This is a genomic window from Maribacter sp. MS6, assembly GCF_056839185.1.
On sequence record NZ_CM166389.1, the window covers coordinates 4061293 to 4078319 of the forward strand.

14 protein-coding genes and 1 pseudogene are annotated in these 17027 nt (G+C 38.4%); 7 read left to right on the plus strand and 8 right to left on the minus strand.

The window, feature by feature from the left end:
- Positions 1–93: 93 nt before the first annotated feature.
- The 3 genes from MS6x_RS17735 to prfB all read right to left on the minus strand — a co-directional run bounded on the left by MS6x_RS17735 (position 94) and on the right by prfB (position 2242).
- The gene (locus MS6x_RS17735) at positions 94–633 is read right to left on the minus strand and encodes a hypothetical protein (protein WP_482603960.1); all 540 of its coding nucleotides are present in this window, start codon (positions 631–633) and stop codon (positions 94–96) included.
- A 71-nt stretch (positions 634–704) separates the two neighbouring features.
- Entirely contained in the window at positions 705–1049 is a 345-nt protein-coding gene (arsC, locus tag MS6x_RS17740; protein WP_482603962.1) for an arsenate reductase (glutaredoxin), read from the minus strand.
- 94 nt (positions 1050–1143) lie between these two features.
- Positions 1144–2242 (minus strand): peptide chain release factor 2 gene (prfB, locus tag MS6x_RS17745; protein ID WP_482607191.1). Its coding sequence is split into 2 segments (ribosomal slippage): positions 1144–2178 and positions 2180–2242, totalling 1098 coding nucleotides; the frame shifts between segments, so codons are not numbered across the junction.
- 139 nt (positions 2243–2381) lie between these two features.
- On the opposite strand from prfB, the gene MS6x_RS17750 reads away from it, so the two are divergent.
- Together MS6x_RS17750 and MS6x_RS17755 are read left to right on the plus strand one after the other, a co-directional pair.
- Positions 2382–4778 carry a zinc-dependent metalloprotease gene (locus MS6x_RS17750; protein WP_482603963.1) on the plus strand — a complete coding sequence of 799 codons (2397 nt, stop codon included), beginning with the start codon at positions 2382–2384 and terminating at the stop codon, positions 4776–4778.
- A gap of 46 nt (positions 4779–4824) precedes the next feature.
- Positions 4825–5847 (plus strand): threonine aldolase family protein, encoded by a 1023-nt coding sequence (locus MS6x_RS17755; protein ID WP_482603965.1) that lies wholly within the window; start codon positions 4825–4827, stop codon positions 5845–5847.
- Here MS6x_RS17755 and MS6x_RS17760 read toward each other — a convergent pair.
- The 3 genes and pseudogenes from MS6x_RS17760 to MS6x_RS17770 all read right to left on the minus strand — a co-directional run bounded on the left by MS6x_RS17760 (position 5842) and on the right by MS6x_RS17770 (position 7157).
- Entirely contained in the window at positions 5842–6171 is a 330-nt protein-coding gene (locus MS6x_RS17760; RefSeq protein WP_482603966.1) for a YegP family protein, read from the minus strand. The genes MS6x_RS17755 and MS6x_RS17760 overlap by 6 nt on opposite strands.
- Positions 6172–6348: 177 nt before the next feature.
- A complete protein-coding gene (locus MS6x_RS17765; protein WP_482603968.1) occupies positions 6349–6810 on the minus strand; it encodes a thioredoxin family protein in 462 nt (153 codons plus the stop codon).
- Between the two features lie 21 nt (positions 6811–6831).
- Positions 6832–7157: pseudogene (locus MS6x_RS17770) on the minus strand (YbaB/EbfC family nucleoid-associated protein).
- A 138-nt stretch (positions 7158–7295) separates the two neighbouring features.
- Between MS6x_RS17770 and MS6x_RS17775 the strand changes: the two are divergent.
- The 3 genes from MS6x_RS17775 (at position 7296) to capB (ending at position 11854) form a co-directional block, all read left to right on the plus strand.
- The gene (locus MS6x_RS17775; RefSeq protein WP_482603969.1) at positions 7296–9353 is read left to right on the plus strand and encodes a S9 family peptidase; all 2058 of its coding nucleotides are present in this window, start codon (positions 7296–7298) and stop codon (positions 9351–9353) included.
- Between the two features lie 83 nt (positions 9354–9436).
- Complete coding sequence (capA, locus tag MS6x_RS17780) at positions 9437–10477, plus strand: cysteate synthase (protein WP_482603971.1); 1041 nt, start codon at positions 9437–9439, stop codon at positions 10475–10477.
- 117 nt (positions 10478–10594) lie between these two features.
- Positions 10595–11854: a cysteate-C-fatty acyltransferase gene (gene capB / locus MS6x_RS17785; RefSeq protein WP_482603973.1), complete on the plus strand. Its 1260-nt coding sequence runs from the start codon at positions 10595–10597 to the stop codon at positions 11852–11854.
- Positions 11855–11915: 61 nt separating this feature from the next.
- On the opposite strand, the gene MS6x_RS17790 is transcribed toward capB, so the two are convergent.
- Both MS6x_RS17790 and MS6x_RS17795 read right to left on the minus strand, forming a co-directional pair.
- On the minus strand, positions 11916–13034 hold the full coding sequence (locus MS6x_RS17790) for a GTP cyclohydrolase (protein ID WP_482603974.1): 1119 nt from the start codon (positions 13032–13034) through the stop codon (positions 11916–11918).
- 84 nt (positions 13035–13118) lie between these two features.
- Positions 13119–14210, minus strand: a complete 1092-nt coding sequence (locus MS6x_RS17795) for a transporter (protein ID WP_482603975.1) — start codon at positions 14208–14210, stop codon at positions 13119–13121.
- Positions 14211–14297: 87 nt separating this feature from the next.
- Between MS6x_RS17795 and MS6x_RS17800 the strand changes: the two genes are divergently transcribed.
- Together MS6x_RS17800 and MS6x_RS17805 are read left to right on the plus strand one after the other, a co-directional pair.
- Positions 14298–14561: a DUF4834 family protein gene (locus MS6x_RS17800; protein WP_482603977.1), complete on the plus strand. Its 264-nt coding sequence runs from the start codon at positions 14298–14300 to the stop codon at positions 14559–14561.
- 32 nt (positions 14562–14593) lie between these two features.
- Positions 14594–17026: a YfhO family protein gene (locus MS6x_RS17805; protein ID WP_482603979.1), complete on the plus strand. Its 2433-nt coding sequence runs from the start codon at positions 14594–14596 to the stop codon at positions 17024–17026.
- The last annotated feature ends 1 nt before the right edge of the window (position 17027 follow it).

Sequence of the window (17027 nt, forward strand, 5' to 3'; positions counted from 1 at the left end):
AAATCATGTGGACCCTTTAATCATTATAATCTTTTACAGTCTTTAAGTTAGTGCAGAATGGTTTTAGTGCTCCACCTATTACTTTGAATATACTCAATGTAAATAGCTACCGTAGCAATTAATTTTGAAGGCTGGCCTAATTTTTGTCTTTCTTCCTTTTTTTCTTTTTATTTTTTTAATGGTTTTGTTTATCCCATCCTTCATTAAATCTAAAAAAGCTTCATATTTTTCTGGTGGTAAGCTCATTTTTAACTCTTCGTCTTGTCTTTCGGATATATCGGTAAAGGTCTCCGTCATCTTTTCTGGCGGAAGTTTTAGAATTTGGGCCTCAATCCTTTCTTGAACATATTTCTTTAGAATAGAGCTCATTACTGCAGCTTCAAAATCGTTTAAAACAAGTGCTTCTGTTATTGATGGCATTTGGTCTTCTACAATTTCCTCCGATGTTTTTGGTTTTGGTGGTTCTGGCGCATGCTGCGCCTGAGGGATGGCACTGCGTTGTCTTCCCATACCATTTCTTCCCATACCTCTTCCCATGCCTTGATTGAATTGGGCATAACATTCTGACCCCACCATTATAAGAGCCAAGACTAAAATACCTTTGAAAAAGCTAAGTCTATTCTGTGATTTCATACTGTAAAGTTAAATATTTTGGTTGGCCTTTGGAAATTGGAGCTTCTCGATACCATTTCCCAAGCAGTGTTTTATTTTAAAAGTACATCTATATTTTCTAATGGTCTGCCTATTACTGCCTTTTTATTGTATACCACTATGGGGCGTTCGATTAGTTTGGGATACGCAAGCATAGCATCCACTATCTCTTCGTCCGAAAGCAATTTACCTTTGAATTTTTCCTTCCAGATAGCTTCATTTTTTCGAATCAGATGTTCGGGAGCTATACCTAAACAGGCAACCACTTCTCTTAACTCTTCCTTGGTCGGTATATCTTCTAAATATTTTATTACCTCAAATTCCTTGCCAGATTTTTCAAGAATAGCTAAGCCCTCTCTTGACTTTCTGCATCTGGGATTATGATAAATCTTAATCATAGTTTTTAAAGTTTAAGTTTCAAGGTTGATTGGCTGGGCTACTGCAAACAATTCTATTTTGCTATTAAAGGGTTTCCTTTTTGGGGTAATGGATTTATTCCTCTTCCCGCTGTCCCATCATCATTAAAAATGCTTTCAAAAAACGGTCTATATCCCCATCCATAACGGCATCTACATTGCCTGTTTCTTCGGCAGTGCGAACATCTTTTACCAATTTATAGGGATGCATTACATAATTACGGATTTGAGAGCCCCATTCTATTTTCATCTTGGAGGATTCTATCTCTTGCCGAGCTTCCATTTTTTTACGCAACTCTATTTCATATAATTGAGACTTTAGCATTTTCATTGCTGTAGCCCTGTTATCATGCTGGCTACGGGAATCGGAACAGGAAATCTGTATCCCACTAGGATGGTGAACTAACTGTACTTTTGTTTCTACCTTATTTACATTTTGTCCACCAGCTCCACTTGATCTTGCTGTGGTTATTGTAATGTCTGCGGGGTTTACATCTACTTCAATACTGTCGTCTACCAATGGATATACATACACGGATACAAATGATGTATGCCGTTTGGCATTACTATCAAAAGGCGAAATACGCACCAGTCTATGCACTCCGTTTTCTCCTTTAAGCCAGCCAAACGCAAATTCACCATCAATCTCTAACGTAACGGTTTTTATACCGGCAACATCACCTTCTTGATAATTTAGTTCTTTTACTTTATAGCCATTTTTTTCTGCCCACATCATATACATGCGCATAAGCATGGCGGCCCAATCACAGCTTTCTGTACCGCCAGCTCCAGCTGTTATTTGCAGTACGGCAGGGAGTTTATCACCTTCTTCGGAAAGCATGTTTTTAAACTCCATTTTTTCTAGGACAGTTGAAGCTTTATCATGCTGCTTTTCAACCTCAGCTTCAGAAACGTCTCCCTCTTGAAAAAACTCTAGTAAGACCTCAAGGTCGTTTACGAGTACACTGGCCTCATTGTAGTCGTCTACCCACTGTTTCTTGGATTGGATAAATTTCATGTGTGCCTGAGCTTCTTGTGGATTATCCCAGAAGTCTGGAGCTAAGGTCTTCTCCTGTTCGTTCTCTATCTCTATAAGTTTGGCATCAATGTCAAAGATACCTCCTTAACGCACCAAGGCGATCTATAAGACCTTTATAGTGGTCTGTAGTAATTATCATTACGTTCAATTTAGAGGTAAAAATAATATTCTTTTAGGCAATTGAGACCGCTCTTGCCTTCTTTTATCATCTAATTCTATTTTAAAAATGGTATTTCCTTTATTTTATATAATTTTAGAAGCTAAACCACTTACAAATGAAAAACTATATCTTGTTATTGATAGGTTTACTTACCTATCAATTAACATCGGCGCAATTCTCTGAAAACAAATCCGATTATAAAAAGTACGAAGGTCTGTTTGACTTTTATTATGATGAGAAGAACGATAAAATTTTCTTAGAGGTCGATAAGTTAGACCATGAATTTTTATACGTGTACTCTTTAAGTAGTGGTATAGGCAGTAACGATATAGGTTTGGATAGGGGACAGTTGGGTAACGAACAGGTCGTTTATTTTAAAAAAGCAGGAAACAAATTACTTTTGGTGCAACCGAATTTAAAGTTTAGGGCATTAACCGATAACACTTTGGAGAAGAAATCTATAGAACAGGCATTTGCCAAATCTATTTTAGGAGGTTTTAAAATCGAAGAAGAAAAAAACGGTACTTATGTAATCGATATTACCGATTTCCTCATGCAAGATACCCATGGAGTTTCGAAAAGGTTAAAACGTGCAAAACAAGGTTCTTACAGCATGGATAGAACAAAAAGCGCATTCGCTCTTGAACGAACGAAAGCGTTCCCTAAAAATATTGAATTCGATATGACCATGACTTTTAAGGGAGAAGCATCCGGTGCCTACATTAGATCCGTGACTCCAAATGCTGATTTGATAACTGTTGCGCAACATGCTTCCTTTATAGAACTTCCGGATGATGGTTATAAAAAAAGAGAGTTTGATCCAAGAAGTGGTTCCTACCCTTTTTCTTACTACGATTATGCCACGCCGGTAGAAGATCCTATTTTAAAACGATTCATTACCCGGCACCGTTTAGAGAAAAAGAATCCTTCGGCAGCTGTAAGCGAAGCTGTTGAGCCAATTGTTTATTATTTGGATAATGGTACTCCTGAACCCGTAAGAACGGCTCTTTTGGAAGGCGGCCTTTGGTGGAACGAAGCTTTTGAGGCCATTGGATACAAAGACGCTTTTCAATTAAAAATGCTTCCCGATGATGCTGATCCGTTGGATGTTCGTTACAATGTAATACAATGGGTGCACAGGTCAACCAGGGGATGGAGTTATGGCAGTAGTATTACGGACCCTAGAACAGGAGAAATTATTAAAGGACATGTAAGTTTGGGAAGTTTAAGAATTAGACAGGATTTTTTAATCGCACAAGCGCTTATGGATAAACCTTTTGCGAACAGTGATGATAATAATCAACCTATGTTGGACATGGCCATTGCAAGGATACGACAGCTTTCTGCCCATGAAATTGGACATACCATAGGTTTTGCGCATAATTACGCGGCGAGCACCAATAATAGGGCATCGGTTATGGATTATCCACATCCTCAGTTCTCCGTTAAAAAGGGGGCTGTTGACTTTTCGAATGTGTATGCAACGGGAATAGGAGATTGGGATAAGGTCACCGTAGCGTATTCCTATGCCGACTTTGAAAACGGGACCAATGAACGAGAGGAATTGAACAAGATTTTAAAGTCCGCCCAAGATAAAGGACTACGCTATATTACGGACCAAGATGCAAGACCCCAAGGCAGCGCACATGTACTTGCCCATTTGTGGGACAATGGAACCGATGTAAGCAAAGAGTTGGAAGAAATGATGAAGGTTCGTAAAACTGCAATAGCTAATTTTTCTATTGACAATATTAGAACTAATGAACCAAATTCGGTTTTGGAAGATGTGTTTGTGCCGCTTTATTTCTTTCATAGATATCAAACCGAAGGGGTTGCTAAAATCATTGGTGGCTTGGAGTATAATTATGCGGTAAAAGGCGATGGACAGAATGTAGTGGCTATAGTAGATAGAAAAACCCAGGAAGATGCGTTAGATGCCGTTTTACAAACCTTGGATGCCGGAGAAATAGCTATTCCAAAAGAAAAACTGAGCTTATTTCCGCCCAGGGCGTTCGGATATGGTAGGACTAGAGAATCTATCAATGGAAAAACAGGAGTGTCTTTTGATGCACTTTCTGCGGCAGAAACAGCTGCAGATATGACATTAGGTTTTTTGCTTCACCCAGAACGCGCTTCTAGACTCATACAACAAAAATACCTTGACCCAGATAATCTTGGATTACAAGAACTTTTGAATACAGTGGTTACCAATACGTTGAATAAAAACCATAAGGATGATTACTTAAGCGGTGTTCAACAGAATATTAATTTTAGGGTTTTGTTTCATATTATGAACCTAGCGGCAAGTGATAAAGTTCATCCTCAGGTAAATGCCATAGCAAATCAACAACTAAGCAAATTGGCGTCTAGTTTGGGCTCATCCAGTAATGCGATGAACTTGGAAATGACAAGACGAATTAAGGAGTTCTATGCACATCCTGATAAATTTGAGGTAATACCCGCGCCAGTATTACCCGATGGCTCGCCCATAGGTATGGATTGTTTTCATTAAAAATTTGTAGCGACTGACGGAGTTTAACTTGTTTTGAAATTTACAAATGAAAATAAACCTGATTAGCGATACGGTTACCAAACCAACTCCTGGCATGTTGGATGCCATGATGCATGCAGAAGTGGGTGATGATGTCTTCAAGGCAGATCCTTCTGTTAATGCTTTGGAAAAAAAGGTAGCGAATATGTTTGGGATGGAAGACGCCTTGTTTTTTCCAAGCGGCACTATGACCAATCAAACGGCTATAAAATTGCATACCCAACCAGGAGAACAATTAATATGCGATAAATATGCGCATGTATTTAATTACGAGGGTGGTGGCGTCAGTTTTAACAGCGGTGTCTCTTGCAGATTGGTAGATGGGAATAGGGGAATGATGACGGCAGATCAAGTAGTTGCAGCCATTAATCCACCCGATTTCTATCACAGTCCGTTGTCTACGCTGGTATGCATTGAAAATACGACGAACAAAGGAGGAGGTGCCTGTTGGGAATTTAAGGAACTACAGAAGATAAAAACCGTTTGCCAAAATCATAATTTGGGGTATCATTTGGACGGAGCACGATTATGGAACGCCCTTGTGGCAAAAAACGAAGATGCTATGCAATACGGTCAGCTCTTCGATACCATAAGTGTCTGCCTTAGCAAGGGCTTAGGCTGTCCCGTAGGCTCTGTTCTTGTTGGTAGCAAGGAAATGATAGCTAAGGCCATACGCGTGCGCAAAGTACTTGGAGGTGGAATGCGTCAAGCAGGTTTTTTAGCGGCAGCAGCTATTTACGCATTGGACCATCATGTGGACAGACTTTCTGATGATCATGCAAGAGCAAAGGAAATCGGTACTACACTGTCAGGCTTAAGTTATGTCAAAAAAGTAGAACCGATTGAGACTAATATTATCATTTTTGAAATTGACGAAAATTCTCAATCCAGTGAAGAATTTACTAAGAAATTACAGGAAAAGGATATCCAAATCATCTCTATGGGTCAAGGGAAATTGCGCATGGTGACTCATTTAGATTATACTGATAAGATGCACGACCGTCTATTAAGCACATTGCCCAATTTATGATTGAATCTTGTGCGTAATAGATTGGCTCTTTAATTGGGCGTTCAAGTTTTTAATTCCGTTTTCCATTCCTGCTTCGGAACTATAAAGTCCACTGCTTCCTATTATTTTACCATCTTTATTTTTAAGTTCAAATAAAAACTGACCACTGAAATTCGTTCTCCGTTCAAAACTTTTCATAGGTGAAACCATTTTGGTTAAGATATCTACAGTCCTGCTTACTGACTTTTCATCTGTAAATGGGACACTTTTTAAGAGGACTTTTCCAGTTTCAGATTTCACAAAAAACTCAAATTTCTCTGATGCTGTTTTCTTTATTTCAATCATTGCAAAAGCTTTTTACTAAAGGTAAGCATTCTTTTTTGTATTGGAATTCACAAGATTTGCCATCAATTCGGCAACGAAACCAGGAATTAACACTTTACAGGATTCACATATGTCTTAAACGAAGTGGAGTTTAAAAGGATCCTACCAATAATCGAATTCAAAAAATTCAACAATGGGTTATTTTGCCTTATCGTATTTGCTAAGAAGCCTAAGATGTTGCCTTATATCACCGTTCATGGAATAACCGGAATATTCTCCCAATGATTTACCTTTATTATCTAAAACAACAAGTAGCGGGTATACTCCCTTTTTGTTATATGCGGTGGACACTTCTTTATTATGATATAATTGTTCGGTGGACACCATGTTCTTGTTTCTAGGCATATCTATATAAAGGAGAATATAATTTTGGGATGCTTCACTAAATTCCGGGGTATCAAAAAAATCCTTTTTCAACATTTTACAAGGCGGGCACCAATCGCTGCCCGTAAAATAGATAAGAATATGCTTATTCTGTTTTACAGCAATCTTTCTTGCGGCTTCAATATCAAAATGCCATTGGTTCTCTAAATTTGACTTACTGTACATTTGTGAGGATACCAAAAAAGGTAGTATGACTACTATAAACAAATGCTTCATAAAGATAAATTAAGTTCCTGTTTATTTTAAGAACGAATCCATTCCCGGAATATTGGGCATACCTTCTTTGGCTACCGCTGCAAGTTCTGTTTCATTCACCGTAGTTGCTTTTTTGATAGCCTTGTTCAAGGTTAGAATCAAATAATCTTCTAGTTGTTCTTTATCTTCCAATAAGCTATCGTCAATGATGATTTTCTTTACTTCACGATTAGCGGTTAGCGTTATTTCCAATAATCCGTCTTGGGATTTTTCATCTACCAATACCGTATCCAGTCTTTTTTGGTAGCTTCTACTTTTTGTTGGGTTTCTTTTAATTTACCCATCATGCCCATCATATCTCCAAACATAGCTTTCTATTTAAAATTTTATAATGTAAAAGTAATAAATCCGTAATAGTTCATCATTCCATTAAATCAAGATTAGTGTCAAAACCAGAAGGGATTTAGCGTTATTTTTGCATCCGTGACCAAAATAGAAAAGAGAAAATGATTAAGATAAATCCTCCATTGGCAAAAAAAATAACCGCAAGACTAGAAAAGCATGGAGACGTTCGCTTGGATAATTATTACTGGCTAAAGGATAGGGAAAACGCTGAGGTACTAGATTATTTACATCAAGAGAAAGCATATTACGATACACTTACGGCACATACCAAAACGTTTCAGGAAGAACTCTTTAAAGAGATGAAGGGTAGAATTAAGGAGGACGACGCTTCGGTGCCCTATAAATCCAACGGATACTGGTATAAAACACGATATGAGATAGGAATGGAATATCCTGTGTATTCTAGATGTAAGGAAACTTTGGAAGCCACCGAAGAAATTATTTTCAACGGTAACGAAATGGCCAAAGGACACGATTACTTTAAACTGGGAGGAATAGCTGTGAGCCCCAATAACGAATTGGCGGCTTATGGCGTGGATACTGTTTCTAGAAGGCAATATACCTTGCGCATCAAAAACTTAAAATCCGGAAAAGTATATGCAGAAGAAATTGAAAATACCACAGGTGGTGGTGTCTGGGCCAATGACAACAGCACTTTGTTTTATACAAAAAAGGACCCGGTTACGCTACGTTCGGACAAAATATACAAACATATATTAGGAACACCGCCAGATGAGGATGTTTTGGTGTTTGAGGAAAAGGACGACACTTTTAGCACATTTGTGTATCGAACCAAATCAAAAAAATATTTGGTCATTGGCAGTTTCAGTACCCTAACTTCCGAATTTCAGATTTTATCTACGGATGAGCCTGATGGACAATTTAAAATGTTTGCGCCTCGGGAGCGCGGTTTAGAATATACCATCTTTCATTATGAAGAGGATTTTTACATTTTAACCAACAAGGACGGAGCCACTAATTTTAAATTGATGAAAGTAGGTGAGGAGAACACCGCTGCCTCTAATTGGAAAGAATTTATTCCGCATAGAGAAATGGTGTTGCTAGAGGATATTGATATTTTCAAGGAGTATTATGTGTTATCTGAAAGGGAAAATGGACTCAACCGCATAAAAATAACAAGGTGGGACGGTGCGGATTCGTATTACCTCCCTTTCGAAAGTGAAACTTATACTTCCTACGTCGACGCAAATCCCGATTTTAATACTGAAATACTTAGATACGGTTATAATTCTCTTACTACCCCGAGTTCGGTTATTGATTTTAACATGCGTACCAAGGAAAAGGATGTAAAGAAAGAACAAGAAGTTTTGGGAGGACTTTTTATTAAGGAAAATTATAAGGAGGAGCGTGTTTGGGCCACGGCCAGGGATGGTGCAAAGATTCCTATTTCACTAGTATACCATAAAGATACTGCTTTAGGCGAGGATACACCCTTGTTACAATATGCCTATGGTTCTTACGGCGCTACGATAGACCCTTATTTTTCTACGGTTCGTTTGAGTTTGTTGGACCGTGGTTTTGTTTATGCGATAGCGCATATTCGTGGTGGCGAATATTTGGGAAGGCCTTGGTACGAAGACGGTAAGTTGTTCAACAAGAAAAATACGTTTACAGATTTTATAGATTGCTCTACCTTTTTAATAGAAAAAAAAATGACGAGTAACCGGCATTTATATGCCAGCGGCGGTTCAGCAGGTGGGTTGTTGATGGGAGTTATTGTTAATATGGAACCCTTGCTATACCATGGTGTCATTGCGGCCGTTCCGTTTGTAGATGTCGTAACGACGATGTTAGACGATTCAATCCCATTAACAACTGGCGAGTATGATGAATGGGGTAATCCGAACTTAAAAGACTATTACGAGTATATGAAGTCCTATTCACCCTACGATAATGTGGTTGAACAGTCTTATCCAAATATGTTGGTTACTTCGGGATTACACGATTCTCAAGTACAATATTTTGAGCCCGCTAAATGGGTAGCTAAACTACGAGAACGGAAGACTAGTGACAATTTACTTTTACTTGATATAAATATGGAGGCAGGGCACGGTGGAGCCTCTGGGAGGTTTGAAGCCCTTAAGGAGGTTGCCAAAGAGTTTGCTTTTCTGTTAGATTTGGAAGGTAAAATATCATAATAGAAAAAATATAGTAACTTTGTCCCTTAGGATTTATCAATATAAAAGAATTGCTAGGCCTATAAAACATCAGGATTTCCCTTATGAAAAAAGAGATAAAGGCATATAATAATATCTTGGAACTGGTAGGAAATACACCGCTGGTTAAATTAAAAAAAGTGACCAAAGGTTTTGATGGTGATTTTTATGCAAAAGTAGAAGCTTTTAATCCAGGACACTCTGCAAAGGATCGTATCGCGTTACATATTATCGAAGAGGCCGAGCGTAAAGGCATCCTAACCGAGGGCAGTACGATTATAGAAACTACTTCTGGCAATACGGGCTTCAGTATAGCGATGGCTAGTATTATTAAAGGATACGATTGTATTTTGGCCGTTAGCTCAAAGTCATCCAAGGATAAAATAGATATGCTGCGTTCTATGGGGGCAAAAGTATATGTTTGTCCGGCTCATGTGAGTGCAGATGATCCACGTTCCTATTATGAGGTTGCCAAACGGCTGCACAACGAGACGAAAGGTTCTATTTATATCAACCAATATTTTAACGAACTTAACATTGCCGCACACTACAAGTCTACAGGACCGGAGATTTGGGAGCAAACCGGTGGCCAGATTACGCATTTGGTGGCGTGTAGCGGAACTGGGGGAACCATTTCTGGAACAGCACGTTTCTTAAAAGAACAAAATCCGGATATCAAGGTTATAGGAGTAGATGCTTTTGGTTCTGTATTGAAAAAATATCATGAAACCGGAAAGCTGGATGAAAAGGAAATTTATCCCTATCGTATCGAAGGTCTAGGAAAAAACTTGATTCCTGGTGCAACAGATTTTCAGATAATAGATAAGTTTATCAAGGTTACAGATGCGGAAAGCGCCCACACAGCAAGGGAAGTCTCCAGAACGGAAGGGATGTTCGTAGGTTATACAAGTGGTGCCGCCATGCAAGCTTTAAAACAATTGAATGAAAGGGGCGAGTTTACTAAAGATAGTATTGTCGTTGTTATTTTTCCAGATCACGGGTCTAGATATATGAGTAAGATTTATAGTGATCAATGGATGGAGGACCAGGGCTTTATGAATACAACCCCGGTTGAGGAAACCCAAGAAATACAGTTTATAAAGTAACAGTATTTTAATAAGATTTTAAAGTGGGTCAATAGCCCACTTTTTTTGTATCTCGTAATTAAGTTATGAATGCTTCTTAAAAATATTTACTTTTGCCGGTAGAACCAAATTTAGGCGATGAGAGACTTATTTGATAGAATTATAGAAAATAAAGGCCCTTTAGGAAAATGGGCTTCACAAGCAGAAGGTTATTTTGTGTTTCCAAAATTAGAAGGACCGATTTCTAATAGGATGAAATTCCAAGGAAAAGAGGTAATTACATGGAGCATCAACGACTATTTAGGATTGGCGAATTTGCCAGAAGTCAAAAAAGTTGATGGTGATACTGCTGCGGAATATGGTTCTGCGTATCCTATGGGTGCCAGAATGATGAGTGGCCATACAGAATTCCATGAGCAGTTGGAGCAGGAGTGTGCAGAGTTTGTAAACAAGGAATCTGCTTATTTGTTGAATTTCGGGTATCAAGGAATTATGTCCGCAATCGATGCGTTAGTTTCTAAGGACGATATTATTGTATATGATGTAGACTGCCACGCCTGTATTATAGATGGTGTACGTTTGCACATGGGCAAACGTTTTACCTTCAAACATAACGATATTGAGAGCTTGGAGGTGAACCTGGAGCGTGCCGCTAAGATGGCAGAGCAAACAGGCGGTGGAATCCTAGTGATTTCCGAAGGAGTTTTTGGAATGCGAGGACAGCAAGGAAAACTAAAAGAAATAGTTGCGTTAAAGAAAAAGTATAATTTTAGATTTTTGGTCGATGATGCTCATGGTTTTGGAACCTTAGGGGAAACAGGCGCTGGAGCTGGTCAGGAGCAAGGCATACAGGATGACATTGACGTTTATTTTGCAACATTTGCCAAATCCATGGCAAGTATCGGTGCTTTTTTGGCGGCTGATAAGGAAATTATCGATTATTTAAAATACAATCTTCGTTCGCAAATGTTCGCGAAGTCATTACCTATGGTTTATGTTAAGGGAGCCTTAAAGCGTTTAGATATGCTTCGTACTCAGCCAGAGCTAAAAGCAAAACTTTGGGAAAATGTAAATGCATTGCAAAACGGACTTAAAGAAAAAGGATTTGACATTGGCACAACGACAAGTTGTGTCACTCCCGTTTATTTGAACGGTAGCATTCCCGAAGCCATGGCGTTGGTAAAGGACCTACGTGAGAATTACGGTATATTCTGTTCCATAGTTGTATATCCGGTTATTCCCAAGGGATTAATACTCTTACGTATGATTCCAACGGCAACCCACACTATGGAAGATATTACCGAGACATTAACTGCTTTTTCTGCTATTAGAGAACGATTGGAAAACGGCACGTATAAAAGACTTTCTGCTGCAGTTGCGGCGGCAATGGGAGAGTAACATACTATGAAAAATTAAAAAATGTCCGATCAGTTTTCATTGTTCGGGCATTTTTTATGAATTATAGCGGTTTTCGGTAGGTACGCCTTCTTTTGTAAACAACAGGACCAAAATGTTTCCATATTTGTTGGATAGCCGTATTATCGGCCAACTCTGGGGTACGGTAGCACATTTCTATTTTCTTTTCTTTAAAAGTTTTGCTGTATTCATTGAAAATTATGGCTGTAACCCCTTTGTTTTGGTACGCTGGTTGTATGCCGATTAGGTAAAAAATAACATCCTTACTATGCTTTCTGGCTTGTAGCAAATGAAAAATACCAAAAGGGAATAGTTTTCCTTTAGCTTTTTGTAACGCCTCTGAAAAAGAAGGCATTACAATAGCAAAGGCCACGAGAGCATCTTCCTTGTCAACCACGAATTTGATGTATTCCGGGTTGATAAAACTGATGTATTTCTTTTTAAAATAAGCTTTTTGAATGTCTGTAATAGGCACGAACGAGGAAAGTGAAGCGTATGACTCATTAAAAAGGTCAAACATCTTATCAGCCCAAGGCATTACATCTTTCGTTTTGTTAAAGTTTAAAGGGCGAAGTTCGTATCTTTTTTTTATGAGTTCATTGACGCGGACAAAATGCTTGGGATCTGCATTTTTTTCGGGAAACTTATGTTCTAAGTATTCTTTTTCCGGAGTAAAGCCAAATTGTTCTAAGTGATCTTTATAGTACGAGTGATTATACCAGGTGATCATGGTGCCAATATGATCAAAACCATCTACAAGGACACCTACCTTGTCTAAATTGGAAAAACCCACAGGACCTTCCATAAACTCCAGGTTATTTTTCGAACCAATTTCTGCGACTTTTTGGAGCAATGCTTCCGATATGGTTAAATCGTCTTCAAAATCGAACCATCCAAATCGCATCTTTTTTACGTTTTGTTGGTTAACCTCTAAATGATTCACGATTGCTGCAACTCTGCCTACTATTCGATTATTTTTGAAGGCCAAGAAAAATTGTGCATCCGCATCTTTGAAAACTGGATTTTTAGTTTTGTCAAAACTTTCTAACTCATCATTAATAATAGGAGGGACCCAGTATTTATTGTCCTTGTAAAGTGAAAAAGGAAAGGTTACGAATTTTTTAAGGTCTTTTTGTGAGGTAGCCTCTTTAATTACAATCATCTATCGGTTTTAGAATCACCAATATTAGGAATATAAATTTAATTTAAAAGAATAAAAAGTACCCAGCCCGTACAAAGGTAAAACCTAAAATTCTATTTCCCCGTTACCGTCTTTTTTCTTTTTTTGTGCTTTTTTTAGTTTTCGCAGCTGCTTTTTAGAAGGGCCTAAGTCTATATCCTCAGCACCGCTACCTCTATTTTTTTTCTTTTTTCCATTCTTTTCCATCTTCATGGCGTCCTTTTTAATCTCTCCGCCATTTTCGTCCGCTGCTTGGTCTTCAATAGCTACTAATTTGTCTTGGTGAAAATCAAACCGGTAAGAGCCACCTAGACTCATAAAAACACGGGAAGGCGTATTTTTAAAGCTTGCTCCTAGGTTCATGTCTACTTGTAAGCCTTCGTTTATAAGGTAGGCAATACCACTTCTCAACAATAGGTCGGAATAGCGATCGCTTTGTATGCCTTGGTGTTCTACAAAAACACTCCATTTGGGATTTCTAAACGCATGCGAAATGGAGATAAGATAATTCAGCTCTGGAAATTCCGTTCCAATACGGTCATAGGCAGTATTGGTAATCAATACCATTCTAGGTGTTAATTTGCTCTGTGTGGCTATCATGGCACGCGGAGAAATCTGTGCCTCTCCAGGATAAAAAGGATTGTCCCCTAAAACAAAATTCGCCCCTGCATAAAGAGATACGGCTGGCAATAAGTTTTTAAACTGAAACTTATTGTTGGCTCGCCAGCTGTACAAATTAGGTTTGTTTCGCTCTGGATTTTTAAAGGGATCGTAGATTAAAAATTTAAGGCCTAGTCTGTTTCTCTGAAAATCGGTTCGGGTTTCATTGATGTCAAAATTGTTGAAAAGGATATCTTGATGTTGAAAGGTGCCTTCGTAGTTTAGTTCTAATCGTTCAAAAAGGAGACCGTATCGCAATGAAATATCCGTTCCCCAGATGTCCGATTGTGTGTTTAAAAGTCCGTGATCTTGTTGTTCGTAGAAAACACCCATTTCCATTTGGACCACATTTTTACCTACGGCATAGGCACTTACGGAGAGCCCTGGACGGTTGGAATTTATTACATCGGTATACTGACCTGTGACAGTCGCCGTTGTAAATAGAAACAAAAAAGAAAGCTGTCCAATAATACTTTTGATGTATGTAGCAATACCCATGAATAGGACTTTATAATTATTTTAATACTTTACAATCTAGTATTACAACGTGATAATTGTATTTTTGATATATAAGGAATTAATTAAATGGCATTTTTAAAAACAATTTTATTTATCCTCTTGGGCTACTATTTGCTTAAAATCTTGGCCAAGATGTTTGCGCCCAAAATAATAAACTACGCAGCAAAGAAAACTGAATCCCATTTTAAACAGGCTTTTGAGGGTTTTAGTGAAGCACAAAGTTCAAAAGATGAGCAGGTAGGTGATGTAATTATCAAGAAAAAATCTACCAAACGAAAGATGGATAGCGAAAAAGTAGGCGAGTATATAGATTTTGAAGAAGTAGACTAGTTATCTTTACGTAACCAACCACCATCCGGCACATGAAGAAAGGTTTAAGATTCTTTTTCACCCATTTTTTTGTAACCGTTTTTTTTATTTTAGTAGCGCTGGTGTATTTCCACCCTGTGCTGCAGGGAAAGGTTATTTACCAGCACGATATAGCCCAATATACGGGCATGGCCAAAGAGCAGAATGATTTTCGAAAGAAGAACGATGCCGAACCCTATTGGACCAATAGTGCCTTTGGAGGCATGCCTACCTATCAATTAGGAGCCAACTACCCGCACAATTATATTAAGCAATTAGATCGTTTAATACGGACACTACCAAGGCCTGCAGATTACTTGTTTCTTTATTTTATAGGATTTTATATTCTCTTGTGTTGTTTAAGGATAGATTATAAACTGGCGATAGTTGGTGCCCTCGCTTTTGGTTTTTCTACGTATATGATAATCATCATTGGTGCAGGTCATAACGCAAAGGCGCATGCAATGGGCTATTTACCCATATTGCTAGCGGGTATAATTTTAGTATTTCGCAAAAAATATTTATGGGGCTTTCTGCTTACTGCACTAGCCATGGCCTTGGAAATTGTTGCCAACCACTATCAAATGACCTATTATTTTGGCTTGCTGGTATTGGTTTTGGGTGTTGTATACCTAATAGACGCCATAAAACGGAAAGAATTAAAACATTATTTCCTTTCCGTAGGCTTGTTATTGTTTGCCGTAGGTCTCGGGATTGCAGCTAACGCAACCGGGTTAATGGCTACTAAAGAATATGCAGATTGGAGTACCAGGGGTAAAAGTGAACTTACCATTAATCCGGACGGCACGGTAAAGGAAAATATCGGAGGATTAAGTAAGGAGTATATTACCCAATGGAGTTACGGTATTTCAGAATCCCTGAACTTGTTCGTACCACGACTGTTTGGTGGTGCGAGCCAGGAAAACTTAGGGGAAGATTCTAAATCTTTTAAGTATTTGATAGATAAAGGATTGCCTAGGAGTAGTGCCTTGGATTTCGTTTCCGGCATTCCACTGTATTGGGGAGATCAGCCCATAGTCTCCGGCCCCGCTTACATAGGTGCGGTGGTATTTTTCTTATTCGTTCTGGGCCTATTTTTGGTTCGTGGCAAGCATAAATGGTGGCTTCTTTTTGGGTCATTGTTATCACTTGTGTTGTCTTGGGGAAAGAATTTTAGTATCGTAACCGATTTTATGATCGATTACTTTCCGCTCTATGATAAGTTTAGAGCCGTATCTTCTATACAAGTTATCTTGGAATTGTGTATGCCTATTTTAGCCATCATTGCCTTAAAGAAAATATTATCTAGTAAGGTTGATGTAAAAGATAAGTTGAGCTCCTTAAAACTCGCCTCTGCGGTTGTTCTTGGATTGGGAGTTCTGCTTTTTGTATTCAAAGGGATGTTCGACTTTATTGGTCTGGCAGACGATAACTTGCGAATGACCGGTCTGGAAGAACTGCCCGAAATGCTACGATTAGATCGGAAAGCGGTTTACACCAGTGATTTATTACGTTCTTTAGGATATGTGCTTTTTGCAGCGGTTTTGCTCTGGTTCCTGATCAAAGAGAAATTGAAACCAAACTTGGCCATAATTGCGATCGGTGCTCTAATCGTTTTCGATTTGGTAGGCGTAAATCTCAGGTATGTAAACAGCGATAATTTTGTTTCTAAACGACAAATGTTACAGCCATTTCAAACCACTTCAGCGGATAAGGAGATTTTAAAAGACGATGGAATTTTTCGGGTCTTTGATCAAACGGATGGTTTCAATTCTGCAAAAACGGCCTATTTTCATAATACGATAACAGGTTACCATGCAGCCAAACCTGCAGGAATGCAGGATTTGTTCGATTATCATGTATACAACGGCAACTTATCCATTTTAAACATGTTAAACGTAAAATACGTGGTGCAACAAGATGAAGAGGGTAATACCTTTCCCATCGAAAACCCCAATGCCAATGGTAATGCTTGGTTTGTTAAAGAATTAAGGCAGGTATCCTCAGCAGATGCCGAAATTAGGGCATTAGATAGTTTGGATACCCGTAACATTGCCGTTGTTAATTCAGAAGTATTTAAAAATATAAATAGATTCGATTATCAAGTGGATTCCACTGCTCGTATTTCTCTTATAGATTATGAGCCCAATCATCTTACGTATGAATCAAAAAATTCCAATGCTGGGGTAGCAGTTTTTTCAGAGATGTATTACGCCAATGGATGGAACGCTTATATTGATGGTAAACTATTAGACCATTTTAAAGTGAATTATGTATTACGCGCTTTAAAAATACCAGAGGGCAGCCACACGATAGAATTTAAGTTTGAGCCTAAAGTAGTGCAGCTTGGGAGTCAGATAACTTTGGCAAGTACTATTATTTTATGTCTTGTTTTATTGGGAGGTATAGGCTTTACGTTTTGGAAAGCTAGGAAGGAGGGTGAATAGT